This window comes from Pseudomonas sp. EL_65y_Pfl1_R83, assembly GCF_963970695.1.
Taxonomy (GTDB): domain Bacteria; phylum Pseudomonadota; class Gammaproteobacteria; order Pseudomonadales; family Pseudomonadaceae; genus Aquipseudomonas; species Aquipseudomonas tritici.
This window is the reverse complement of record NZ_CAXAQI010000006.1, coordinates 1-23,648: the sequence shown is the minus strand read 5'-3', so window position 1 is coordinate 23,648 and position 23,648 is coordinate 1. Positions and strand designations below refer to the sequence as shown.

General features: G+C 60.1%; 22 protein-coding genes. 12 read left to right on the top strand and 10 right to left on the bottom strand.

The features are described from left to right. Positions 1–23 precede the first annotated feature (23 nt). Complete coding sequence (ybaK, locus tag AACY08_RS10260) at positions 24–494, bottom strand: Cys-tRNA(Pro) deacylase (protein WP_049709756.1); 471 nt, start codon at positions 492–494, stop codon at positions 24–26. A gap of 327 nt (positions 495–821) precedes the next feature. Between ybaK and AACY08_RS10255 the strand changes: the two genes are divergently transcribed. The 11 genes from AACY08_RS10255 to AACY08_RS10205 all read left to right on the top strand — a co-directional run bounded on the left by AACY08_RS10255 (position 822) and on the right by AACY08_RS10205 (position 13,101). Continuing rightward, positions 822–1,679 (top strand): MIP/aquaporin family protein, encoded by an 858-nt coding sequence (locus tag AACY08_RS10255; RefSeq protein WP_049709757.1) that lies wholly within the window; start codon positions 822–824, stop codon positions 1,677–1,679. Positions 1,680–1,755: 76 nt separating this feature from the next. After that, positions 1,756–3,261: a glycerol kinase GlpK gene (gene glpK, locus AACY08_RS10250; RefSeq protein WP_339417846.1), complete on the top strand. Its 1,506-nt coding sequence runs from the start codon at positions 1,756–1,758 to the stop codon at positions 3,259–3,261. A 95-nt stretch (positions 3,262–3,356) separates the two neighbouring features. Further along, entirely contained in the window at positions 3,357–4,112 is a 756-nt protein-coding gene (locus tag AACY08_RS10245) for a DeoR/GlpR family transcriptional regulator (protein ID WP_339417845.1), read from the top strand. 184 nt (positions 4,113–4,296) lie between these two features. Continuing rightward, entirely contained in the window at positions 4,297–5,835 is a 1,539-nt protein-coding gene (gene glpD, locus AACY08_RS10240; RefSeq protein ID WP_339469324.1) for a glycerol-3-phosphate dehydrogenase, read from the top strand. 304 nt (positions 5,836–6,139) lie between these two features. Beyond that, positions 6,140–7,066: a glutamate/aspartate ABC transporter substrate-binding protein gene (locus tag AACY08_RS10235; RefSeq protein WP_339417842.1), complete on the top strand. Its 927-nt coding sequence runs from the start codon at positions 6,140–6,142 to the stop codon at positions 7,064–7,066. 193 nt (positions 7,067–7,259) lie between these two features. Continuing rightward, entirely contained in the window at positions 7,260–8,006 is a 747-nt protein-coding gene (locus AACY08_RS10230; protein ID WP_065872525.1) for an amino acid ABC transporter permease, read from the top strand. Next, positions 8,006–8,677 carry an amino acid ABC transporter permease gene (locus AACY08_RS10225; protein WP_339417840.1) on the top strand — a complete coding sequence of 224 codons (672 nt, stop codon included), beginning with the start codon at positions 8,006–8,008 and terminating at the stop codon, positions 8,675–8,677. The genes AACY08_RS10230 and AACY08_RS10225 overlap by 1 nt, the downstream gene beginning before the upstream one ends. Next, positions 8,674–9,408, top strand: a complete 735-nt coding sequence (locus AACY08_RS10220) for an amino acid ABC transporter ATP-binding protein (RefSeq protein WP_049709764.1) — start codon at positions 8,674–8,676, stop codon at positions 9,406–9,408. Before AACY08_RS10225 ends, AACY08_RS10220 begins: the two co-directional genes overlap by 4 nt. Positions 9,409–9,515: 107 nt before the next feature. Beyond that, positions 9,516–11,417 (top strand): sensor histidine kinase, encoded by a 1,902-nt coding sequence (locus AACY08_RS10215; RefSeq protein WP_339469323.1) that lies wholly within the window; start codon positions 9,516–9,518, stop codon positions 11,415–11,417. Beyond that, on the top strand, positions 11,414–12,763 hold the full coding sequence (locus tag AACY08_RS10210; RefSeq protein WP_339469322.1) for a sigma-54-dependent transcriptional regulator: 1,350 nt from the start codon (positions 11,414–11,416) through the stop codon (positions 12,761–12,763). The genes AACY08_RS10215 and AACY08_RS10210 overlap by 4 nt, the downstream gene beginning before the upstream one ends. Continuing rightward, positions 12,763–13,101 carry a GlpM family protein gene (locus AACY08_RS10205; RefSeq protein ID WP_339417835.1) on the top strand — a complete coding sequence of 113 codons (339 nt, stop codon included), beginning with the start codon at positions 12,763–12,765 and terminating at the stop codon, positions 13,099–13,101. The genes AACY08_RS10210 and AACY08_RS10205 overlap by 1 nt, the downstream gene beginning before the upstream one ends. Positions 13,102–13,133: 32 nt before the next feature. Here the strand turns inward: AACY08_RS10205 and AACY08_RS10200 are convergent, their stop codons facing one another. From AACY08_RS10200 to AACY08_RS10175, 6 genes are all read right to left on the bottom strand, one after another. Further along, positions 13,134–14,531, bottom strand: a complete 1,398-nt coding sequence (locus tag AACY08_RS10200) for a sigma-54-dependent transcriptional regulator (RefSeq protein WP_339469320.1) — start codon at positions 14,529–14,531, stop codon at positions 13,134–13,136. Beyond that, a complete protein-coding gene (locus AACY08_RS10195) occupies positions 14,521–16,290 on the bottom strand; it encodes a sensor histidine kinase (protein WP_339455556.1) in 1,770 nt (589 codons plus the stop codon). Before AACY08_RS10195 ends, AACY08_RS10200 begins: the two co-directional genes overlap by 11 nt. Beyond that, a complete protein-coding gene (locus AACY08_RS10190) occupies positions 16,290–17,414 on the bottom strand; it encodes a GNAT family N-acetyltransferase (protein WP_339469319.1) in 1,125 nt (374 codons plus the stop codon). The genes AACY08_RS10195 and AACY08_RS10190 overlap by 1 nt, the downstream gene beginning before the upstream one ends. Positions 17,415–17,499: 85 nt before the next feature. Then, a complete protein-coding gene (locus tag AACY08_RS10185) occupies positions 17,500–18,408 on the bottom strand; it encodes an alpha/beta hydrolase (RefSeq protein WP_339469318.1) in 909 nt (302 codons plus the stop codon). After that, positions 18,405–19,799, bottom strand: coding sequence for an aspartate aminotransferase family protein (locus AACY08_RS10180; protein ID WP_049709772.1), 1,395 nt, complete (start codon positions 19,797–19,799; stop codon positions 18,405–18,407). Before AACY08_RS10180 ends, AACY08_RS10185 begins: the two co-directional genes overlap by 4 nt. Next, positions 19,792–20,496, bottom strand: a complete 705-nt coding sequence (locus tag AACY08_RS10175) for an MtnX-like HAD-IB family phosphatase (protein WP_339469317.1) — start codon at positions 20,494–20,496, stop codon at positions 19,792–19,794. The genes AACY08_RS10180 and AACY08_RS10175 overlap by 8 nt, the downstream gene beginning before the upstream one ends. Positions 20,497–20,724: 228 nt before the next feature. Between AACY08_RS10175 and AACY08_RS10170 the strand changes: the two genes are divergently transcribed. Continuing rightward, positions 20,725–21,495, top strand: coding sequence for a MipA/OmpV family protein (locus tag AACY08_RS10170; RefSeq protein ID WP_339469316.1), 771 nt, complete (start codon positions 20,725–20,727; stop codon positions 21,493–21,495). Positions 21,496–21,529: 34 nt separating this feature from the next. Here AACY08_RS10170 and AACY08_RS10165 read toward each other — a convergent pair whose 3' ends face one another. Genes AACY08_RS10165 through AACY08_RS10155 form a run of 3 tightly spaced genes read right to left on the bottom strand, consistent with a single transcriptional unit; the run spans position 21,530 to position 23,228 of the window. Next, positions 21,530–21,934 (bottom strand): EamA family transporter, encoded by a 405-nt coding sequence (locus tag AACY08_RS10165; protein ID WP_339469315.1) that lies wholly within the window; start codon positions 21,932–21,934, stop codon positions 21,530–21,532. Beyond that, positions 21,931–22,311 (bottom strand): transporter, encoded by a 381-nt coding sequence (locus AACY08_RS10160; RefSeq protein WP_065872537.1) that lies wholly within the window; start codon positions 22,309–22,311, stop codon positions 21,931–21,933. The genes AACY08_RS10165 and AACY08_RS10160 overlap by 4 nt, the downstream gene beginning before the upstream one ends. Further along, positions 22,308–23,228 carry an arginase gene (locus AACY08_RS10155; protein ID WP_339469313.1) on the bottom strand — a complete coding sequence of 307 codons (921 nt, stop codon included), beginning with the start codon at positions 23,226–23,228 and terminating at the stop codon, positions 22,308–22,310. Before AACY08_RS10155 ends, AACY08_RS10160 begins: the two co-directional genes overlap by 4 nt. Between the last annotated feature and the right edge of the window lie 420 nt (positions 23,229–23,648).

The window sequence follows — 23,648 nt, the reverse complement described above, 5'->3', positions numbered from 1 at the left end:
ATTTCAGGCGCTTCAAAATAGATTCAGGCCCGGCCAATCGGCGCGAATTTAGCCTGGGTATGCTCAGCCAGCACCGCCGCTGGCAATTCCACTTCCAGCCCCCTTCTACCCGCGCTCACAAAAATGGTCGCGAACGGCTGCGCCGTCACATCGATAAACGTGCGCAACCGCTTCTTCTGCCCCAACGGGCTGATGCCGCCTAACAAGTAACCCGTAGAGCGCTGCGCCGCTGCCGGGTCGGCCATTTCGACTTTTTTCACCCCGGCAGCGTGCGCCAGCCCTTTCAGGTCGAGACTTCCGACGACCGGCACCACCGCCACCAACAATTCGCCTTTCTCACTGCTCGCCAGCAAGGTCTTGAACACCTGCGCCGGGTCGAGGCCCAACTTCTCCGCGGCCTCCAGCCCATACGAAGCCGCCTTGGGGTCATGTTCGTAACTGTGGATACGATGTTCGGCGCGAACTTTTTTCAACAAATCCAATGCAGGCGTCATGGTGCCTCCGGGCATGGCAAACAGATGGCCGATTCTAGGCCAAGCCCACGCAAAAGGCTCTAGTACGCCGACTCTTAAGGTACACACGCAAGATGACAAGCGTGATCATTCACCAGACCAATAGTTTGAAAGTGACTGACAGTTCACTTTCGACCTTTGACAGCGGTCATTCTTGTCTATATTTTTTCGTTTCCGAATGCTGTAGGAATAGCTCCGCAGTATTCAAGCAGTAAGCCGTGTCCGGGATGGGGATCCTTGCCACGGTGAAAATCGCGCAATAACCCGTTGAGGTTGTGCGCCAGACAAGAACAACAACTGAGGTTTTCCATGACAACTGCTCTTCAACAGCCTTCACTTTCGAGCCAATGTATGGCCGAGTTCCTGGGGACTGCGCTTCTTATCTTCTTCGGTACGGGATGTGTCGCTGCGCTCAAGGTCGCGGGTGCCAGCTTTGGCTTGTGGGAGATCAGTATCATCTGGGGGGTGGGCGTCAGTATGGCGATCTACCTGAGCGCCGGCATTTCCGGGGCGCACCTGAACCCCGCCGTCAGTATTGCACTGTGCATTTTCGCCGACTTCGACAAACGTAAACTGCCCTTCTATATCCTCGCCCAGATCGCCGGCGCCTTCTGCTCGGCCGCCTTGGTGTACACCCTCTACAGCAACCTGTTTTTCGATTACGAACAAACCCACCATATGGTCCGTGGCACGCAAGCCAGCCTGGAACTGGCGTCGGTGTTCTCCACCTACCCCCATGCGCTACTGAGCACCGCCCAGGCCTTCCTGGTGGAAATGGTCATCACCGCGATCCTGATGGGCGTGATCATGGCCCTCACCGATGACAACAACGGCCTGCCACGCGGCCCGCTGGCCCCGCTGCTGATCGGCCTGCTGATCGCCGTGATCGGCAGTGCCATGGGCCCGCTGACCGGCTTCGCGATGAACCCGGCGCGGGATTTCGGGCCCAAGCTGATGACCTTTTTCGCCGGCTGGGGTGAAATGGCCTTTACCGGTGGCCGCGATATTCCTTACTTCCTCGTACCGATTTTCGCGCCGATTGTTGGCGCATGCCTAGGTGCTGCAGCGTATCGCGGGCTGATTGCCCGTCACCTGCCAAGCGCCGCACCTGCTATAGCTGAAGAAACACCTGACACGGCTGTCAACGGCAAAACCCGTATTTCCTGATCACGCCAGCCTGGCCGCTCCTGCCCTTTTGCAGCCAGGCTGACTACCGACTTTCTTATTTCCCAAGGCATTCGACATGACCGATATTCAGAATAAGAACTACATCATCGCCCTTGACCAGGGCACCACCAGCTCCCGCGCGATCATCTTTGATCGTGACGCCAACGTGGTCTGCACCGCCCAGCGTGAGTTCACTCAGCACTACCCACAGCCGGGCTGGGTCGAGCATGACCCGATGGAAATCTTCGCCACCCAGAGCGCGGTGATGGTCGAGGCCCTGGCCCAGGCCGGCCTGCACCATGATCAGGTCGCCGCCATCGGCATCACCAACCAGCGTGAAACCACCGTGGTGTGGGACAAAGTCACCGGTCGCCCGATCTACAACGCCATCGTCTGGCAATGCCGCCGCAGCACCGAGATTTGCCAGCAACTCAAGCGCGACGGCCATGAGCAATACATTAATGACGCCACCGGCCTGGTCACCGACCCGTACTTCTCCGGCACCAAGCTCAAGTGGATCCTCGACAATGTCGAAGGCAGCCGCGAGCGTGCGCGCAACGGCGAGCTGCTGTTCGGTACCATCGACAGCTGGCTGATCTGGAAATTTACCGGCGGCAAAACCCACGTCACCGACTACACCAACGCCTCGCGTACCATGCTTTTCAACATCCACACCCTTGAGTGGGATGCGAAGATGCTGGAGATCCTCGACGTGCCGCGCGAAATGCTGCCGGAAGTGAAGTCGTCGTCGGAAATCTACGGCCGCACCAAAAGCGGCATCGCTATCGGCGGTATCGCCGGCGACCAGCAGGCTGCACTGTTCGGTCAGATGTGCGTTGAAGCAGGCCAGGCCAAGAACACCTACGGCACTGGCTGCTTCCTGCTGATGAACACCGGCGACAAAGCGGTGAAATCCCAGCACGGCATGCTTACCACCATCGCCTGCGGCCCGCGTGGCGAAGTGGCCTACGCCCTGGAAGGTGCCGTGTTCAACGGCGGCTCCACCGTGCAATGGCTGCGTGACGAGCTGAAGATTATTGCCGATGCCACCGACACCGAATACTTCGCCAGCAAGGTCAAGGACAGCAACGGCGTGTACCTGGTCCCGGCGTTCACCGGCCTGGGCGCGCCGTACTGGGACCCGTATGCCCGCGGCGCCCTGTTTGGCCTGACCCGCGGCGTACGCGTGGATCACATCATTCGTGCGGCCCTGGAGTCGATTGCCTACCAGACCCGCGACGTACTTGACGCCATGCAACAAGACTCGGGCGAACGCCTCAAAGCCTTGCGTGTGGACGGCGGCGCGGTCGCCAACAACTTCCTGATGCAGTTCCAGGCCGATATCCTCGGCACCCAGGTCGAGCGCCCGCAGATGCGCGAGACCACCGCATTGGGCGCCGCGTACCTGGCAGGCCTGGCCTGCGGCTTCTGGGGCAGCCTGGATGAATTGCGCGGCAAGGCGGTGATCGAACGCGAATTCGAACCACAGTTGGACGAAGTCGCCAAGGAGAAGCTCTACGCCGGCTGGCAAAAAGCGGTAAGCCGTACCCGCGACTGGGAACCGCACGAAGGCGCTGAATAAGCCAAGCGCCGTATCCATATAGGGTTGTAACTGGCAGGGAGCGGATTCCTGCGTCATCATGGGCCACTTTTGTATGGCAGCCCAAAGGACGCCCCATGAATCTGCCTCCCCGCCAACAACAAATCCTCGAACTGGTCCGCGAACGCGGCTATGTCAGCATCGAGGAAATGGCGCAGCTATTCGTTGTCACCCCGCAAACCATCCGCCGCGATATCAACCAACTGGCGGACGCCAATCTGCTGCGCCGCTACCACGGCGGCGCGGCCTATGATTCCAGTGTCGAAAACACCGCGTACGCCATGCGTGCCGACCAGATGCGCGACGAGAAACAGCGCATCGGCGAAGCCATCGCGGCGCAAATCCCCGATCACGCCTCGCTGTTCATCAATATCGGCACCACTACCGAATCCATCGCCCGTGCGCTGCTCAACCACAACCACCTGAAAATCATCACCAACAACCTCAACGTCGCCACCATGCTCAGCGCCAAGGACGACTTCGACGTGCTGTTGACGGGCGGTAATGTGCGCCGTGACGGCGGTGTGGTGGGCCAGGCGAGTGTCGACTTCATCAACCAGTTCAAGGTCGACTTTGCCTTGGTGGGTATCAGCGGTATCGATGAAGATGGCAGCTTGCTCGACTTTGACTACCAGGAAGTGCGGGTTTCCCAGGCGATTATCGCCAATGCGCGCAAGGTCATCCTGGCGGCCGACTCCAGCAAATTCGGGCGCAACGCCATGATTCGCCTGGGGCCGATCAGTCTGGTGGATTGTCTGGTGACCGATCAGCAGCCGGTGCCGGCGCTGGTGCAGTTGTTGAATGAGCATAAGGTTCAGTTGGAAGTCGTCTAGGTTCTCGTTCCCACGCTCCGCGTGGGAACTATCAGCGGTTATGTTCACAAATTTTCCTTTACCCGCCCTTCGATGAGTTTTTTCAATCGAAGTCAGGTGGCTGTGCGCGCGTTTATCCGCTACTATTTTCGCAAATGAACATTAATGTTCGAATTCCAATACGAAAAGATCGCGAGGCCAGCCGATGAACCCTTCTACCTTGCCTGCTCCACCGCTTGCCGAAGTCTATGACGTTGCCGTTATAGGCGGCGGAATCAATGGCGTCGGCATTGCAGCAGATGCAGCCGGTCGCGGTTTGTCGGTTTTCCTTTGCGAAAAGGATGACCTGGCCAGCCACACCTCTTCCGCTAGCAGCAAGCTGATCCACGGTGGCCTGCGCTACCTTGAACATTACGAGTTCCGCCTGGTGCGCGAAGCGTTGGCCGAACGCGAAGTGCTGCTGGCCAAGGCCCCGCACATCGTCAAGCAGATGCGTTTCGTGTTGCCGCACCGCCCGCACCTGCGTCCGGCATGGATGATCCGCGCCGGCCTGTTCCTGTACGACAATCTCGGCAAGCGCGAAAAGCTCGCCGGCTCGAAAAGCCTCAAGTTCGGCCCGGACAGCCCACTGAAAAGCGAAATTACCAAAGGCTTCGAGTACTCCGATTGCTGGGTCGATGACGCTCGCCTTGTCGTCCTAAACGCCATGGCCGCCCGCGAAAAAGGCGCGCACATCCATACCCAGACCCGTTGCGTCAGCGCCCATCGCAGCAAGGGCCTGTGGGAAATGAACATGGAACGCGCCGATGGCAGCCTGTTCTCGATCCGTGCCCGCGCACTGGTCAACGCCGCTGGCCCATGGGTGGCCAAGTTCATCAAGGATGACTTGAAACTGGATTCGCCCTACGGCATCCGTTTGATCCAGGGCAGCCACCTGATCGTGCCGAAACTCTACGAAGGTGCTCACGCGCACATCCTGCAGAACGAAGACCAGCGCATCGTTTTCACCATTCCGTACCTGAACCACCTGACCATCATCGGCACCACCGACCGCGAATACACAGGCGACCCGGCTGCAGTTGAGATCACCGAAGGTGAAACCGACTACATGCTCCAGGTGGTCAACGCACACTTCAAGAAGCAACTGAGCCGCGACGACATCCTCCATACCTACTCTGGCGTTCGCCCACTGTGCAACGACGAGTCGGACAACCCGTCGGCCATTACCCGCGACTACACGCTGGCGCTGTCCGGCGGCACGGGCGAGGCACCGATCCTGTCGGTGTTTGGCGGCAAGCTGACCACCTATCGCAAGCTCGCCGAATCGGCGATGGCGCAACTGGCACCGTATTTCACCCAGATGCGCCCGAGCTGGAACGCCAAGGCCAGCCTGCCTGGCGGCGAGGACATGACCACGCCAGAAGCCTTGGCCGAAGCCATTCGCAACAAATTCGACTGGGTGCCGAGTGAAATCGCCCGCCGTTGGTCCACTACTTATGGCAGCCGCACATGGCGCTTGCTGGAAGGCGTGCAATCGATGGCTGACCTGGGCGAGCACCTGGGTGGCGGCCTGTATACCCGAGAAGTCGATTACCTGTGTGCTGAAGAATGGGTGACCCAGCCTCAAGACATACTGTGGCGTCGTACCAAGCTGGGCCTGTTCACCACTGCGCAAGAACAGGAGAACGTGCAGCGTTATCTGTCCAAGGTCGAGCAGAACCGCAGCAAGATTGAAGCGGCCTGACTGCCAATAACGAACAAAGCCCCTGCACCGTGAGGTCCAGGGGCTTTGTTTTGCATTCGGTTTTCCGAACGCGACAGCCAACCCTATTCGGTTTGCCGGACCCAGAAGTAAGATTTTTCCCGACACATAAAGTTAATTTCCATACAAATCAAAGCTTTAAGCTTTTAGCGCTGGTCTGGCACGACTCATGCTCTACACTCTTGGACGATTGCCTGAGACGCCTCAGGAGCCGTCACGGGCATTCGCTGTACAAGAGAGCCGTTTAGCCGGCTTCATAAAAAAAACAAATGTCGAGGAAGTATTGATGCGCATCGTTCCCCATATTCTGGGCGCAGCTATCGCTGCTGCTCTGATCAGCACTCCAGTTTTCGCCGCCGAACTCACCGGCACGCTGAAGAAGATCAACGACTCCGGCACCATCACTCTCGCTCACCGCGACAGCTCAATTCCGTTTTCCTACATCGCGGATGGTTCGGGCAAACCAGTGGGCTACTCCCACGACATTCAGCTGGCCGTCGTCGAGCAACTGAAAAAAGACCTGAACAAACCCGACCTGAAGGCCAAGTACAACCTGGTCACTTCGCAAACCCGTATTCCGCTGATCCAGAACGGCACCGCGGACCTCGAGTGCGGCTCCACCACCAACAATGCCGAACGCGCCCAACAAGTTGATTTCACCGTCAACATTTTCGAAATCGGCACCCGTCTGCTGGTCAAGAAAGACAAGGATGGCAAGCCGAGCTACGCCGACTTTGCTGATCTGAAAGGCAAGAACGTCGTGACCACCGCTGGCACCACGTCCGAGCGCATCATCAAATCGATGAACGCTGACAAGCAAATGGGCATGAACATCATCTCCGCCAAAGACCACGGCGAATCCTTCCAGATGCTGGAAAGCGGCCGTGCCGTTGCCTTCATGATGGACGACGCCCTGCTGGCCGGTGAAGAAGCCAAGGCCAAGAAGCCGGACGACTGGGTCATCACCGGTACTCCACAGTCCTTCGAAGCCTATGCCTGCATGGTGCGTAAAGACGACCCGGCCTTCAAAAAGGCTGTCGATGACGCCATCGTCGCCCTGTACAAATCCGGCGAGATCAACAAGATCTACAGCAAGTGGTTCGAGAGCCCGATCCCACCAAAAGGCCTGAACCTGAACTTCCCGATGAGCGACAAGGTTAAGGAGCTGATCGCTAACCCAAGCGACAAGCCAGCGCCTGACGTAAAAATCTAATACCTGACTAAGCTTATGTCCTGAGGGAGCCAACCCTCCCTCAGGCGTCTGTTACTACCTGCTGGCAATACATTGGAACACTCGACCTGGCGGTTTTCGAGCCGATCGTGTGTGCCTGGCGTTCACCGTCAGGCGGGAAAGGATCTTCCCCAAGCGGGTGCTTGTACATCGATCGATTTCGGGGGAGACCCTAATGAATTACAACTGGGACTGGAGCGTGTTCTTCAAGTCCACTGGCGTGGGCAGCGAGACTTATCTCGACTGGTACATCGCCGGCTTGGGCTGGACCATCGCCATCGCTGTCGTGGCATGGATTATCGCCTTACTGCTGGGGTCCATTCTGGGCGTCATGCGCACCGTGCCGAACCGTCTCGTAGCGGGCATTGCGACCTGCTATGTGGAACTGTTCCGTAACGTGCCGCTGCTGGTTCAGCTATTCATCTGGTATTTCCTGATACCCGACCTGCTGCCGCAGAACCTGCAAGACTGGTACAAACAAGACCTCAACCCGACCACTTCGGCTTACCTGAGCGTCGTCGTATGCCTGGGCCTGTTCACCGCCGCCCGAGTGTGTGAGCAAGTACGTACCGGTATTCAGGCACTTCCGCGTGGCCAGGAATCAGCTGCACGTGCCATGGGTTTCAAGCTGCCGCAGATCTACTGGAACGTGCTGCTGCCCCAAGCCTACCGGATCATCATTCCGCCGCTCACCTCGGAATTTCTCAACGTCTTCAAGAACTCCTCCGTGGCGTCCTTGATCGGCCTGATGGAACTGCTGGCACAAACCAAGCAGACCGCCGAGTTCTCGGCCAACCTGTTTGAGGCCTTCACCCTGGCCACGCTGATCTACTTCACCCTGAACATGAGCCTGATGCTGCTGATGCGCATGGTCGAGAAGAAAGTCGCGGTGCCCGGCCTGATCTCCGTGGGGGGTAAATAATGGACTTCGATTTCAGCGGCATCATCCCCGCCATCCCGGGCCTGTGGAACGGCATGGTCATGACCTTGCAGTTGATGGTCATGGGCGTGGTCGGTGGTATCGCACTGGGTACGGTCCTGGCGCTGATGCGCCTGTCGTCCAGCAAACTGCTGTCGCGCCTCGCCGGCGCTTATGTGAACTACTTCCGCTCGATCCCGCTGCTGCTGGTGATCACCTGGTTCTACCTGGCGGTGCCGTTCGTGCTGCGCTGGATCACCGGCGAAGACACCCCGATCGGCGCGTTCGCCTCCTGCGTCGTGGCCTTCATGATGTTCGAAGCCGCGTACTTCTGCGAAATCGTGCGAGCCGGCGTGCAGTCGATCCCCAAGGGCCAGATGGCGGCGGCACAGGCAATGGGCATGAGCTATGGCCAGACCATGCGCCTGATCATCCTGCCCCAGGCGTTCCGCAAGATGACCCCGTTGCTGCTGCAACAGTCGATCATCCTGTTCCAGGACACCTCGCTGGTCTACACCGTGGGCCTGGTGGACTTCCTCAACTCCGCCCGCTCGAACGGCGACATCATCGGCCGCTCCAATGAGTTCCTGATCTTTGCCGGTGTCGTCTACTTCATCATCAGCTTTTCCGCCTCGCTGCTGGTCAAGCGTCTGCAAAAAAGGTTTGCCGTATGATCTCTATCAAGAACATCAACAAGTGGTATGGCGACTTCCAGGTGCTGACCGATTGCAGCACTGATGTCAAAAAAGGCGAAGTGATCGTGGTGTGCGGGCCGTCCGGCTCGGGCAAGTCCACCCTGATCAAGTGCGTCAACGCGCTGGAACCGTTCCAGAAGGGCGACATCGTGGTCGACGGCACCTCCATCGCCGACCCGAAAACCAACCTGCCGAAACTGCGTTCACGCGTGGGCATGGTGTTCCAGCACTTCGAACTGTTCCCGCACCTGACCATCACCGAGAACCTGACCATCGCGCAGATCAAGGTGCTTGGTCGCAGCAAGGAAGAAGCCACCAAGAAGGGCCTGCAATTGCTTGAGCGTGTGGGCCTGTCGGCGCACGCCCACAAGCACCCCGGTCAGCTTTCCGGCGGCCAGCAACAACGTGTGGCCATTGCCCGCGCCTTGGCCATGGACCCGATCGTCATGCTGTTCGACGAACCCACCTCAGCCCTCGACCCGGAAATGGTCAACGAAGTACTGGACGTGATGGTGCAACTGGCCCACGAAGGCATGACCATGATGTGCGTGACCCACGAAATGGGCTTCGCCCGCAAAGTGGCCGACCGCGTAATCTTCATGGACGCCGGCAAGATCATCGAAGACTGCCCGAAAGAAGAATTCTTCGGCGACATCAGCGCCCGCTCCGAACGCGCGCAGCACTTCCTTGAGAAAATCCTACAGCACTAAGCATTACAGCGCTTTCACTGTAGAAACCGGATCCATTGTTGGAGCAAGCCCGCTCCCACAATGGACCGTACAGGCAGGCAAGCGCTGGTTGACCCAAGGCATCTGTGATGAAATGCGACCCCAACCAATTTCGCGCCGCACCGCCATCACTTGCCGTGAAACCTCGCCTGATCCGTCAACTGTTCCTGCCGCCGCTGATCATCGCCCTGATGATCGGACTGGGTTATATCGGTTTCTGGATCAGTGAGTACTACGGCATCCGCACCCTCAGCGATACCGGCGAACGCCAACTGGAACTGCATGCCCGCACCGTCGAAAGCGAACTAAGCAAATACACTTACCTGCCCAGCCTTCTGGAACTGGAGTCCAGCGTCTCCAAACTGCTGGCCGACCCAACCCAGGAAACCCGCAAGACCGTCAACGACTACCTCGAAGGCCTGAACCGACGCAGTCGCAGTCGGGCCATCTACGTGATGGACACCACCGGCCGCGTGCTGGCCACCAGTAACTGGCGCGATGCCGACAGTTACCAGGGTGAAGACCTGTCCTTTCGTGCCTACTTCCAGAACGCCGTGCGTGGTCAGCCCGGGCGGTTCTATGGCATCGGCAGCACCAACGGCGAACCCGGCTACTACCTGGCCCACGGCCTGGAAGAACACGGCAAAATCATCGGCGTCGCCGTGGTCAAAGTGCGCCTCGAAGCACTGGAGGAACGCTGGCAACGCGCGCGCCTCGAGGCCTTCGTCAGCGATGAGAACGGCATCATTATCCTTTCCAGCGACCCGGCCCGCCGCCTCAAGGCCGTGCGCCCGCTGAGCGATGACACCAAGGAGCGCCTGGCCCACAGCTTGCAATATTACTGGGCGACGTTGAACGAGCTGGAACCCCTGGCCCGCGAGCGCCTCAATGAAGGCACCGAGAAACTCACGTTCCCAGCCAACAGCGAAGTGGTGAACGACCAGCGCGAAGTCAGCTACCTGGCGCAAACCCGTCCGCTTAATGACACACCCTGGAATTTCACCCTGCTTACCCCACTCAACGACCTGCGTCGCGCCGCCATCAACCAGGGCATCCTGGTGGCGGTCGCGTTTGGCCTGGTGGCGTTTTTGCTGATTGCCTGGAATGAGCGGCGCAAAGTCATCGCCACCCGCCTCGCCGCGCGGGAAGCCCTGCAGGAAGCCAACAGCCAGCTGGAGCGTCGGATTGCCGAACGCACCGCCGACCTGCGCGCCAGCAACGAACGGCTCAAGGGCCAGATCCGCGAACGCCGCCAGGCCGAAGAAACCCTGCGCCGCGCCCAGGATGAACTGGTGCAGGCCGGCAAACTGGCGGCTATCGGCCAGATGTCCACCAGCATCGCCCACGAACTGAACCAGCCCCTGGCCGCCTTGCGCACCTTGTCCGGCAACACCGTGCGTTTCCTCGAGCGCGGCGCCCTGGACACCGCCAGCGCCAACCTCAAGACCATTAATGAACTGATCGACCGCATGGGCCGCATCACCGCCAGCCTGCGCTCCTTCGCCCGGCGCGGTGATGACCAGGGCGAAGCCAACCTCGCCAAAGCCGTGGACGCCGCGTTCCAGGTACTCGGCGCGCGCCTGGACGACCTGTCGCTGAGCGTGCACTGTGACTTTGTCCCCGCCCAACTGCAAATCGACCAGACGCGCCTGGAGCAGATCCTGGTCAACCTGATCGGCAATGCCCTCGACGCCATGCAGGCCCAACCTGCCCCCGAGCTGTGGCTGGACGGCAGCAGCAGCGAGGGCAAATATCGCCTGCACGTACGCGACAACGGCCACGGCATCGACGCCGAAGCGCGCAAACATTTGTTCGAACCGTTCTTCACCACCAAACCCGGCGAGCAAGGCCTGGGCTTGGGCCTGACGCTTTCCGCCAGCCTCGCGGCGGCCACCGGCGGCAACCTTGCCGTGGAGCATCCGGCCAGTGGTGGAACGGCCTTTGTCCTGAGCCTGCCGCTGGCGGGTGCTCAAAAAGCTGAGTCGACATGAATACAGACGCTACAGCCCCTAAAGACGACCTCACCGTGCTGATCGTCGAAGACGACCCCCATGTACTGCTCGGCTGCCAGCAAGCCCTGGCACTGGAAGACATCCACAGCGTCGGCGTGGGCAGTGCCGAAGAAGCCTTGAAGCGCATCGGCGAGAATTTCGCGGGCATTGTGATCAGCGACATCCGCTTGCCGGGCATTGATGGCCTGGAGCTGCTCACCCGCCTCAAGGCCCTGGATAAAAGCCTGCCGGTGGTGCTGATTACCGGGCATGGCGATATCTCCATGGCGGTCGGCGCGATGCGCAACGGCGCCTACGATTTCATGGAAAAACCCTTCTCCCCCGAACGCCTGGTGGACGTCGCCCGTCGCGCCCTGGAGCAGCGCGGGCTGGCGCGGGAAGTCTGGTCGTTGCGCCGTCAGCTGGCCGAGCGCGACGCCCTCGAGGGGCGCATCATTGGCCGCTCGCCCGCCATGCAGAACCTGCGCGAACTGATCGCCAACGTCGCCGACACCTCGGCCAACGTGCTGATCGAAGGCGAGACCGGCACCGGCAAGGAATTGGTCGCGCGCTGCCTGCACGATTTCAGCCGGCGCCATTCGCACCAGTTCGTCGCGTTGAACTGCGGCGGCTTGCCGGAGAACCTCTTCGAAAGCGAGATTTTCGGCCACGAAGCCAACGCCTTTACCGGCGCCGGCAAGCGCCGCATCGGCAAGATCGAGCACGCCCACGAAGGCACGTTGTTCCTTGATGAAGTGGAAAGCATGCCGATCAACCTGCAGATCAAACTGCTACGGGTGCTACAGGAACGCACCCTGGAACGCTTGGGTTCGAACCAGAGCGTGGCAGTGGATTGCCGGGTGATCGCCGCCACCAAGTCCGACCTCGACGAATTGAGCCGCGCCAGTCAGTTCCGCAGCGACCTGTACTACCGCCTCAACGTGGTGACCCTTGAACTGCCGCCGCTGCGCGAACGCCGCGAAGACATCCTGCAGCTGTTCGAACATTTCCTGCAGCAATCATCCTTGCGCTTCGACCGTGCCGTGCCGGAGTTGGACAACCAGACCCTGTCGAACCTGATGAGCCACGACTGGCCCGGCAACGTGCGCGAACTGCGCAACGTCGCCGAACGCTTCGCCCTGGGCCTGCCCGCCTTCAAGAAAAGCGGCGCCAGCAGCGGTAACCATGGCCTGGCCTTTACCGAGGCGGTGGAGGCCTTCGAACGCAACCTGCTCAACGATGCCTTGCAACGCAGTGGCGGCAACCTGACCCAGGCCAGCCAGGAATTGGGGATGGCCAAGACCACCTTGTTCGATAAAGTTAAAAAGTACGGGTTGAGCCACTGATGGATCTATTCTTGAAAGCCGCTTTGGGCGCGGCAGTGGTGCTGATCCTGGCGGCGCTGGCCAAGACCAAGAACTATTACATCGCAGGGTTGGTACCGCTGTTTCCGACCTTTGCGTTGATCGCGCATTACATCGTCGGCAAGGGCCGCTCGGTGGACGATTTGAAGACCACCATCCTGTTCGGAATGTGGTCGATCATTCCGTATTTTGTGTATTTGGCGACGTTGTATGTGGTGGTGGATCGGATGCGGTTGGAGGCCTCTTTAGCCGTAGCGGCGGTAGCGTGGTTGATGGCCGCAACCGTCCTGGTCAGCATCTGGGTACGCGTCCATTCCTGACAAAACACGGTCGAAATGTAGCTAACAGGGGATCAGCGTACGATCTTGTCGACTTGAATCCCCAGCTTCTTCAGGCGGTACCAAAAGCTCCTCTCGGATATTCCGATCTTCGCCGCCGCAGCAGCCTGCACACCACTACTCTCCTGCAATGCCGCCAGAATATAAGCTTTCTCCACCTCCGCCAGCGCCGCATCCAGGTCCTGGGGAATGCCCGGCCCCTCGCTGAGGATCGCCGCTACGCCGCCCTCGCTCGGCTTCGAGGCGAACAAATAACCCGGCAGGTCGATATCTTCGATCACGGGTGAGGCGGCCACGATGGTCGCGCGCTCCACGCAGTTCTGCAGCTCACGAATATTGCCCGGCCAGTGATACGCCGCCATGGCCTGCAACGCTTCGGCGCTGAAACAGGTAATGCGCTTGCCGGCCGTGGCGCTGAGGGTGTGGGCGAAGTGGCGAGCCAGGGGCGCGATGTCCTCCACACGCTCGCGCAAGGCCGGCAAAGGAATCGGGAACACGTTGAGGCGGTAATAAAGGTCTTCACGAAACTCTTTGTTAGCCACCGCCTCCAGCAGGTTCTTATTGGTGGCGGCGATCACCCGCACATCCACCTTGCGCTCGCGGGGGTCGCCCACCGGTTCGATCACCCGTTCCTGCAAGGCGCGCAGGATCTTGGCCTGTAACGCCAGGGGCATATCGCCCACTTCATCCAGAAACAATGTGCCTTTGTCGGCCTGCTGGAAGCGCCCTACCCGATCAGCCACGGCGCCGGTAAACGCGCCCTTGCGATGGCCGAACATTTCGCTTTCCAGCAAGCCTTCCGGGATCGCCGCGCAATTGACCGCCACGAACGGTTTGTCGGCCCGGCAGCCGTGTTTGTGGATGGCGCGGGCGACCATTTCCTTGCCGGTGCCGCTTTCACCCGTCAATAGGATGGTGGCGCTGCTGTCACGCACCGAGTCCACCGCTTGCAGCACCTTGCGAAACGCCGGGCTGTCGCCCACCAGGCTGTCGAACTGCGCGTGCTCATCCAGCTCGGCACGCAGGCGTGCGTTGTCGCGCATGATGTCGCGAAATTGCAGGGCCTTGGCCACGGTGATGTCCAGCTCGTCGATATCGAACGGCTTGGCGATGTAGTCGTAGGCGCCGTTGCGCATCGACTGCACGGCGTTTTTCACCGTGCTGTAGGCAGTCATCACAATCACCGGCACGTGCGGGTAGCGCACCTTGATCTCGGCCAGCAGCGCCGGCCCGTCCATGCCGGGCATGCGCCAATCGCTGATCACCAAGTCGATGTCTTCCTGCTCCAGCACCTTGAGCGCGTGCAGGCCGTTGCCGGCGACAAACACCTGCACCTCGTTCTGGCCCAGGGCCGAGGCAAGCAGGTCGCAGAGCTTGGGTTCGTCGTCGACTACCAGAATGTTATGCGTCATGACTGTCCTCGTCGTCTTCGCCCATTGCCGGAATGTACAGGCTGAACGTGGCGCCGGCATCTTTCTCGCTGGCACATTCGATGCTGCCGTCGTGACTTTCCATAATCGAATAGACTTTAGCCAGGCCCAGGCCGGTGCCGGAAGCCTTGGTGGTGACGAATGGCGTGAAGATACGCTCGACCATTTCCGCCGGGATACCCTGGCCGGTGTCGGCGATGCTGATCACCGTATTTTCGCCCACGGCGCGAATGCCCAGGGTCAGGCGTCCGCCTTCGGGCATTGCGTCGATGGCGTTGAGAATCAGGTTGAGGCACGCCTGCTTGAGCTGCTTGGCATCCGCGTAGATCGTCGCCCCCGGCGCCTGGTCGTCGATGTGTGCATCGATGTTATGGGTGGCCAATTCCGGGCCGCAGAAGCCGAGGATTTCCTCCACCAAGGGTCGCGTTGGCTGCAGCACGCGCAACGGTGGGTTGGGCTTGGCAAAGTCGAGAAACTCGGTGATCAGGTCGTTGATGCGGCTGACTTCACTGATCACGTATTCCAGGTGACGCTTGTCGGTTTCCGCCAGGTCAGCGCGACGGTGCAGCAGTTGCGTCGCCGTCTTGATGATCCCCAGCGGGTTGCGGATCTCGTGAGCCAGGCCCATGGCGACTTCACCCAAGGCATGCAGGCGATCACGCCGACGCAACTGGGCTTCAAGGTGATGCAACTCGCCCAGACGCTCGGTCATGTGGTTGAAGGTGCTGCTCAACTGCGCCAGCTCGTCGCCGCCGCTGACCTCCACGCGGTGCGCGTAGTCGCCGGAAATCACCGCGTTAACACCTTGGGACAGGTCGCGCAAAGGCTTGGTCAGGCGTCGCGACACCAACACCCCGGCCGCCAACGACAGCGCCGAACTGAGCAGGAAGATCAGCACGAACAGATTACTCTGGTTCACCAGCCCGACCAGGCTGGTGTGGCGCAGCAGGCCGCTGAAAATCACGCCTTGCAAGTCACCGGCATCATTGAAGATCGGCCAGTACAAACCGCTGTAGTTATTGGTGAACTGCTCGCTGGGCTGCCGGGTGGCGCGCATCGCGGTTTCAACGCTCTTGGGGATGCGCGAAGGGTGATCCTCAAACCGTTGGGTCGAGAAAATCTCGGAGAAACCGTCCGGGTTGGCCAGGTACAGGCGCAGGTCGAGGGAATGCACATCGGCCACGCTGGTGAGGAAACTGCTGTCCAGGTAAGTCCCGACCAGCAGCTCGTAATCAACGCCGTCCTGGGAGGTATCGAACGTCGAGACCACGATGCCGGTGGACACGCCCTCCACCTGCACAGTCTGCAACACCGTATTTTTGGCCAGGCTGATCTGCTTGACGATGTCGGATGCGGCGGTACTGAACACGACTTTTTGGTCACTGGTGCGAATCAACGCTACCACGTCGATATCAGTGGCATCGGCAATGTCGGCGGTCAGCCGGTCGTGTTTGGCGGCTTGCTTGTTCTCAGGCGGGCTGGTGTAGCGCAGGAACAATTTGGCCATGCGCGCGTTGTCATGAAGGATATCGCCGATCTCATCCTTGACGATCTTGGTGGATTCCTGCAGCCAGATGCGCACGTTGCTGTCGAAGATCTGCGACAACGTAGTGGCGGCCAACTCCGCCGCGATCATGGTCGGGATCACACTGACCAACCAGAACGCCAGCACCAGCTTGCGCTGGACGCTCCAGCGCGAAATGGCAAAGGGGCGGGCTTTCTGGCGGGTCTTGGTGATCATCAGGTTTCGCTTATCGCAGCAGCCATGGCGGGGTCGGAACGGTCCGGTCGAATAAACACTTTTACAAGCTTGAGCAGGCCATTGACCAGCCGGTTGCGGTGGCGGAAAAACACACGGTTACCCTGGAACTCACAGCCCAGGCGCAGCTTGCTGGCATACCCGGCCTGCCCACACTCATACAACGCAATATTATTCTGAATACAGTAGTCGATGTTGGTCAGCCAACTACGGAAGTACAGGTTGTAGTCGCGGGTGAACTCGACGTCATGCCCGAAAAACTTGTCCACCAGCCGTTGTTCGTCCACCAGCATCAGGTTGAACGCCACCAGTCGCTCGTCTACCCAGTAAAGAACACAGACCGCGCGCTGATCAAGCCGTTCGAGCACGCCGGTGAAGTAGCCGGCAGGCAGCCGTTCGAACTGCAACTCGGCGCGTGTCAGCGTGGCTTCGTACAGGCGCATGACTTCGGGCAGCACGTCGTCGATATTGCGCCGCCACTCCACCCGCGGCCCCGGCGCGCGCAGTTTGCGGCGCAGGTCCTTGCGGGTGGATTTGCCCAGCGAGCCGAGGTAAGCATCTACCGATCCATAAGGCAGCGGCAACACGCCGGTGGGCAGGCTCGGCATGCTTTGAAAGCCTGCCGCCCGGCAAGTCTCAAGCCAATAGGGGTCTCTGCTCGGCGCGTCCTTGACCGCCACCAGGCCGATACCAACGTCATCGGCATCCCGGCGCGCGGCTTCCAGCAGGTGCTTGAGCATCATCGGGCGGCGCGCATCCGCCACGCCACTGGCGAAACCCACGTCGCAACGTTCGGCCACCGGAGAGCCGAGGGCATACAACCCCAACTGCAAAAGCCCGGGCCACAGCCGTTCTACACGCTCGGTCAGGCGCTTGCCGGCGCCCGATACCGTGGTGTCGAGGCGATAATGAGTAATGAACGCGGCGGCCACTGCCACCAGCGTGCCATTTTCGTAGACCGCCAGGTAACGCCACTGAAAATCATCGATAGCGGCGTTTTCCACAGCGACGTAATAGTCCCAGTCTTCCAGTGCTCCCGGGAAACAGTCGTTCCAGGCACTGCGCTGGATGGCCCGGATGGTTGGAAAGGCTTGGGTGGTAATCACGTATTCCCCTTATTTCTTTGGCGAACGCCGATCCAAGGTGGGAGCTGTCGAGCCCCAGCGAGGCTGCGATAGCATCACCTCGGTTTCACTGATAGACCGAGGCGCCTGCATCGCAGCCTCGCTTAAGCTCGACAGCTCCCACAACGACCCGATTTGGCAGAACATAATGCGTGTGCTGTTCGATGAACTCGGCACTCAACTCGATCACCCGGCGGTATTGCAGGTCGACGGTGATCATGTGGTAGCAGTTGTCCAACAGAATCTTGGTCACCGGCCCGCCCAAGTGGCGCTCCACGTAATCGGCGTTCCAGCGGCTGGTGATGTCGTCCTCAATAGAATGCAACACCAGCGCGGGTACGTTGATCGATGGCATGCGTTTTTTGACCACGGCGTTCATCCAGTGCAATTCACGCACGGTCACGCCCTCCATCGTCAACAAACCCGCTTCGCTGCTTTCGCCCTCTTTCATCTGCCGTTCAACGATGGCCCGCAGGCGTTCGTTCTTGATGCCGTAGGGCGGTTTCTCGGTAAAGCGGAACAGGCGCACGCCGAATGGAATACGGATCAGCAACGGCGTGATGAACGCCATTTTGCTGATGCTCCAGCCGTCGTACTTGAGCGTGGTGGAGTACATCAGCAAGCCGGCGACCTGGCCTGGATGCTCCGACGCCAGGTACATCGACATCACCGCGCCCATCGACAAACCACCGACAAACACCTGCTCGTGCCGCTGTTTCACACCGACGAAGGTCTTGCGCACCCCTTCGTACCAGTCGCGCCAGCCAGTGGCTTGCAGGTCGCTGTTGTCACCGCAATGCCCGGCCAGGGTGGGCACATACACCGTGCAATTGCCCGCCTTGGCGAGGCCCTTGGCGACCTGGCGCAACTCCGCCGGGGTGCCGGTCAGGCCGTGGATCAACAGGACCCCGACCGGACCTTCACCGAGAACGAAACCGGCAGAACCTTCACCGAGGTCGATCTCTGCCTGGCTCACCGGTTGGTCGCCCGCACCAGCAATTGTTCAAGCAACTTCAGGCCCAGTTCGATTTCCGGGTAGCTGATTTCCAGGGACGGTGCCAGGGTGATCACGTTTTTGTAGTAACCGCCTACGTCGAGGATCAGGCCGAGTTTCTGGCCATCTACGACCATGTCGCCTTTCATGCCTTCTTCGACCATGTAGTCCAGGGTCGCCTTGTCTGGCGTGAAACCGTCCGGGCCGCAGATTTCGCAGCGCAGGGCCAAGCCCAGGCCGTCGACGTCGCCGATGATCGGGAAACGTTTCTGCAGGTCTTGCAGGCCTTCGAGGAAAAACTTGCCCTTGGCCATGACCATCGCGCCGTAGTCGACTTCGTTGGTCATCTTGAACATTTCCAGACCTACCGCCGTGCCCAACGGGTTGGAGGCAAAGGTGGAGTGGGTCGAGCCTGGTGGGAAGATCTTCGGGTTGATCAATTCTTCACGGGCCCAGATGCCACCCAGCGGGTTGAGGCCGTTGGTCAGCGCCTTGCCAAAGACGATCACGTCCGGCTGCACGTCGAAGTGCTCGATCGACCACAGTTTGCCGGTGCGATAGAAACCCATCTGGATTTCGTCGGAGACCATCAAAATGCCGTGCTGATCCAGCACATGCTTAAGTTCGCGGTAAAAGTTCATCGGCGGGATCACGTAGCCGCCGGTGCCCTGGATCGGCTCGACGTAGAACGCTGCGTATTCACACTGATTGGTTTTTGGGTCCCAGACGCCGTTGTATTCGGTCTCGAACAAGCGCGCGAATTGCTGCACGCATTGGCTGCCGTATTCTTCCTTGGTCATGCCTTTAGGGCCGCGGAAGTGGTACGGGAACGGAATGAAGTTGGCGCGTTCACCAAAGTGGCCGTAGCGGCGACGGTAGCGGAAGCTCGAGGTAATCGACGACGCGCCGAGCGTACGGCCGTGGTAGCCGCCTTCGAAGGCGAACATCAGGCTCTTGCCGTTGGACGCGTTACGCACCACCTTCAGGGAGTCTTCGATGGACTGCGAACCGCCCACGTTGAAGTGCACGCGACCGTCGAGGCCGAACTTCTTCTTGGCGTCCACCGCGATCATTTCCGACAGCTCGATCTTGCCCTTGTGCAGGTACTGGCTGGCGATTTGCGGCAGGGTGTCGATCTGCTGTTTCAGCGCATTGTTCAGGCGCGGGTTGGCATAACCGAAGTTGACAGCCGAGTACCACATTTGCAGGTCGAGGTAGGCCTGGTCTTCGGTGTCCCACACGTAGGAGCCTTCGCAACGGCTGAAAATACGCGGCGGCTCGATGTAGTGAACGGTGTCGCCGTAGGAGCAGTATTTGGCTTCTTTATCCAGAAGGATCTGGTCTTCGGCGGTAGCAATACGGATATCAGACATGGTGGAAGAGTTCCTGATTGTCGGAAGAGGTGTTGAAGGTGGTGGCGTTGGCGGCGATGCCTTGTGGCAGCAGCGCCAGCAATGCAGGCACTTCGGCAAAGCTGTCGAAGCGCGCGTGAGGGATGTTGTTGGACACGCAGTAGTCGGCAAGGCTGCCCTTGGCGAAGACAAAGTCGGCGGTGGAGGCCACGCACATGTCGGACTTGCCGTCGCCGATCACCAGCACGCGCTTGTGGCGTGGGGTGGATTTGCACTTGCAGTTGCCGGACGCGGCACGGCAGGCGTCGCTGGCGTACGGGAAGTCGATGCGCCAGCTGTTCTGGTCGACCTGGCGCAGGCGGTTGGCGAGGATCGGCAGCAAGCTCACGTAGTTGCGCGAGAGGATCCGCGCGATGCCCTGCTCGATGCCGTCGCTGACCACTTCGATGGACGCGCCCAGGCCGATCACGTGATCGACGAAGTCCGGGAAGTCCGGGTCAATCTCCACGCTGTCGAAATACGCCAGCAGTTCGGAGGGCGTCGCCTTGATCAGCGCCAGTTGGCGGCTCAGGCATTCGCGTGAACCGATGTGCCCATCCAGCCATTCCTGTTCGATGGTTTCCCACTCGGGGCCGGCGAAGCGTTGGAGGACGTTGTCGATGACATCGGTGGGAGTAATGGTCCCGTCGAAGTCACACACGATATGCCAGTGGATCATCTACGTTTACCTTGTAAGGGCGCGCTCAGTGCGCTTGCACAAGGGGTAGAGCAGAGAGTGTGCCAACTGGCCGGCGCCGAGCAGGGCCGGGGCTTTGCCTGATGTTCCAAGGCAATATGTGTCGTGCAAGCTACAATTTTTGTAGCTTGCTACAAACAAGATGAGTGCTTGCGTACAGGTGGCCCTTCGCGCGTTCATGCGTGCCTGTCCAGACGAGGAAACGGCTCCATGCTCAAGGCTACTTCTGCTGTATTCGCCGGTTTACTGGGGCTGTGTGGCTTCTCCAGCACGGTCCGGGCCGATGCAGTCACCGGCGAAGTGGGCGCGGGCTTCAGCTACCAGCCCCACGACCCCACCGGCAGCCGCTATGAAACACGGCCCGTGCCGTACCTGGATCTGGACTGGGGCAGTGTCAGCCTGAGCACCGATGACGGCTTGACCTGGAGCGCGCTGAACACCAACGGTCTCACTGCCGGCCCCTATATCAATTACCTGCAAGGACGCACCTCCAATGGCTCGCTGCAAGGTTTGCGCAATGTATCGGACATGGCTGAGGTAGGCGGCTTCATCCAGTACGCGCCCGCCGACTTCTGGCGCATTTATGCCCGGCTGGGCCAGGCCGTGGGCGGCGGGCATTCGCAAAGCGGCGCGCTGGGCAAGCTCGGTGGCGAACTCGGGTACCCACTGGGCGGCGGGATCATCGGCAGCACCGGCCTGGCGGCGAACTTCGCCGACGCGCGCCAGACCCAGACGTATTTTGGGGTAGATGCCAATGAATCCGCGGCCTCCGGGATTCGCCCGTACAACGCCAGTGGTGGTTTCCAGAACGTCACGCTGACCCAGAGTTTCGAGTTCCCGCTGGACGCAAAATGGTCGCTGCTGACCAGTGCCAGTTGGGTGCATTTGGTGGGCTCAGCGGCGGACAGCAGCATCGTCAAGCAAACCGGCGACGTGAACCAGGGCCAGGTGCAGACGGCGATCAGTTACAAATTCGATTAGTTCGGTAGCAACTGTCGAGAGAGTGAGAGAAACCTCAGTTCTCTTCGCCTTCGGCCAACAGCGCAATCCCGCCAATTATCACCGCCACCCCTACCCAGTGCAGCGGGCTGATATGTTCCCCCAGCCCCAGCCACGAACCGAGCAACACCACCACAAATACCAGTGAACTCAGCGGGAACGCCAGGGACAGACTGCTGCGCCGCAGGATCAGCATCCACACGAAGAACGCGCCGATGTAGCAGGCTATGGCCGCCAGAATGCCTGGGTTGCGGGCCACCTCACTCAGCCACTGCCAGTTGAAATCCATCTGCCCCAATTGATTACCGGCCACTTTGGTAAACAACTGGCCAGCGCTTTCGGTACAGATCAGCAAGGCCCACAACACCACGGTGCCGAAGCGCCCGTGCAGCCATCCGGTATTCATCGTTTGCGTACTCATGCCTGACTCCCTGCAATGGCCACCAACATCACACCCAGCGTAATCACCAGCGTGCCCATCCAACGGCGGCGGCTGACGGTTTCGCCCAGCACCACCTTGCCCGCCAGTACCACCCCGCAATAAGCCAGCGCCGCCGCTGGAAACAACAGGCTCAAAGGCGCACGCGACAGGGCTTCAAGCCAGACGAAAAACTCGACGACATAGGCGCCGATCCCGGCCCACAGCAACGGCGCATTAAACACCTGGCCCCAGAACGCGTTCAGGCGGAAACCGCCGTCCAGCTCGGGTAAACGGTCCAGGCCGAGCTTGAAACACAGTTGGCCGATCACATCGAGCACGATGGAAAACGCCACCAGCAACACCACAGTCAACGTCACGCAAACAGCTCCTCAAACAGGTCGATCAGGGCTTCATTGGTCGCCGCATTGCGCTGCAGATCCTCTGCGCTCCAGCGCTCGGGCGGTGGCTGGTCGGACTTGGCCTCCCAGCGCTTGAACGCATTGCTGAACGCCGGTGTGGCGAACTCGCCGCACACGTCGATACCGATGATGCGTTTGCGCGCCGCCAACGCCCGCAGGGCTTGCAGCAGGTGGGTCAAGCGCATGCCGCCCTGGTCCCAGTTGGTGGCCGCGTCTTCGCTGGCCAGCACATCCTTGTCGAGGGTGATCCAGATCGCTTCGGTGGGCAGGCTGCTGATCATCTGATCGAGGAAAGCGGCCCAGTCCAGCTCAGCCAGGTTGCGCCAATGCAGGTGGTCTTCGCGCTGCTGATGGCCGGCGCCATCCCCCACCCGGCCCCAGACTTTCGACGGCGGATGCTGCCAGGGAAACAGCTGCAAGTGCCCGCGCTTGAGCGCCCCGAGGTTGCCGCCACGCAGTTGTGGGTTATGCAGGTCATCGCTGCACGGGCCTAGGGTGACGATGCGTTTGATCGCCGGCATTTTCAGCGCACGGTTGACCCAGGAGCCACAGTGACGCTTGGGCGCAAAGCGTACCCAGTCGGGGTGGTTATCGAAGTGGATGAGGCTGATGGGTTCTTTCAAGTCGGCGAGAAACGCCGGCGTCAGGTGGTGATAATCGCCGGAGCCGACAAACAGGATTTCCGGCCGCGCATCCTTAGGCCGAGGCCGCAGGGCCAGGCGTTCAGCGAAGCGCTTCCAGGTTTTTTCGGTAGACCACAGGCGCAGCTTCGGGCCCAGGTCCAGCAGGTCGATACGCGTAGCACGGCCGCTGGCCAAACGCCGGGCAATCGGCGCCTGGCCGGTGAGGCTGTGGTCGAGGTCAAGAATGTTCAAGGCAGTGTTCCCCTAGGGCTTTAGGGGGTCAATGCAAGGGACGGGCCAGCGTTTATCTCAAGAACGACGCAGATCAAAATGTGGGAGCTGGCTTGCCTGCGATGGCGGCCTCTGGGCTGACCATGCGGTGTGGTTGGAATGAGTACATATCCATTTCTGCGGTAACGGCTACTTAGGGTTTCGCCCTTACGGCGAGTCACTTTTGGAAGAGCGCCAAAAGTAACCCAAAACGCTTCGCCCCACCACTCGGCACCTCGCTCCGGCTTGAATCCGTGGGCCGCCGCAATGGGCCATCCTTGGCCCAGTGCGGCTAACCCGGCGTCCTGCCGGGTTACCCACGGATTCAAGCCTGCGTTCGGCCAGCGTGGTTGATGGGGCGCCTGAGATCAAAATCAAAAACAGATCAAAAGCCAGAGCAAC

What these genes read in the sequence shown, in the direction of transcription:
- ybaK (WP_049709756.1), bottom strand. Translation starts at nt 494, where the DNA reads ATGACGCCTGCATTGGATTTGTTGAAAAAAGTTCGCGCCGAACATCGT.
- AACY08_RS10255 (WP_049709757.1), top strand. Translation starts at nt 822, where the DNA reads ATGACAACTGCTCTTCAACAGCCTTCACTTTCGAGCCAATGTATGGCC.
- glpK (WP_339417846.1), top strand. Translation starts at nt 1,756, where the DNA reads ATGACCGATATTCAGAATAAGAACTACATCATCGCCCTTGACCAGGGC.
- AACY08_RS10245 (WP_339417845.1), top strand. Translation starts at nt 3,357, where the DNA reads ATGAATCTGCCTCCCCGCCAACAACAAATCCTCGAACTGGTCCGCGAA.
- glpD (WP_339469324.1), top strand. Translation starts at nt 4,297, where the DNA reads ATGAACCCTTCTACCTTGCCTGCTCCACCGCTTGCCGAAGTCTATGAC.
- AACY08_RS10235 (WP_339417842.1), top strand. Translation starts at nt 6,140, where the DNA reads ATGCGCATCGTTCCCCATATTCTGGGCGCAGCTATCGCTGCTGCTCTG.
- AACY08_RS10230 (WP_065872525.1), top strand. Translation starts at nt 7,260, where the DNA reads ATGAATTACAACTGGGACTGGAGCGTGTTCTTCAAGTCCACTGGCGTG.
- AACY08_RS10225 (WP_339417840.1), top strand. Translation starts at nt 8,006, where the DNA reads ATGGACTTCGATTTCAGCGGCATCATCCCCGCCATCCCGGGCCTGTGG.
- AACY08_RS10220 (WP_049709764.1), top strand. Translation starts at nt 8,674, where the DNA reads ATGATCTCTATCAAGAACATCAACAAGTGGTATGGCGACTTCCAGGTG.
- AACY08_RS10215 (WP_339469323.1), top strand. Translation starts at nt 9,516, where the DNA reads ATGAAATGCGACCCCAACCAATTTCGCGCCGCACCGCCATCACTTGCC.
- AACY08_RS10210 (WP_339469322.1), top strand. Translation starts at nt 11,414, where the DNA reads ATGAATACAGACGCTACAGCCCCTAAAGACGACCTCACCGTGCTGATC.
- AACY08_RS10205 (WP_339417835.1), top strand. Translation starts at nt 12,763, where the DNA reads ATGGATCTATTCTTGAAAGCCGCTTTGGGCGCGGCAGTGGTGCTGATC.
- AACY08_RS10200 (WP_339469320.1), bottom strand. Translation starts at nt 14,531, where the DNA reads ATGACGCATAACATTCTGGTAGTCGACGACGAACCCAAGCTCTGCGAC.
- AACY08_RS10195 (WP_339455556.1), bottom strand. Translation starts at nt 16,290, where the DNA reads ATGATCACCAAGACCCGCCAGAAAGCCCGCCCCTTTGCCATTTCGCGC.
- AACY08_RS10180 (WP_049709772.1), bottom strand. Translation starts at nt 19,799, where the DNA reads ATGTCTGATATCCGTATTGCTACCGCCGAAGACCAGATCCTTCTGGAT.
- AACY08_RS10175 (WP_339469317.1), bottom strand. Translation starts at nt 20,496, where the DNA reads ATGATCCACTGGCATATCGTGTGTGACTTCGACGGGACCATTACTCCC.
- AACY08_RS10170 (WP_339469316.1), top strand. Translation starts at nt 20,725, where the DNA reads ATGCTCAAGGCTACTTCTGCTGTATTCGCCGGTTTACTGGGGCTGTGT.
- AACY08_RS10165 (WP_339469315.1), bottom strand. Translation starts at nt 21,934, where the DNA reads ATGAGTACGCAAACGATGAATACCGGATGGCTGCACGGGCGCTTCGGC.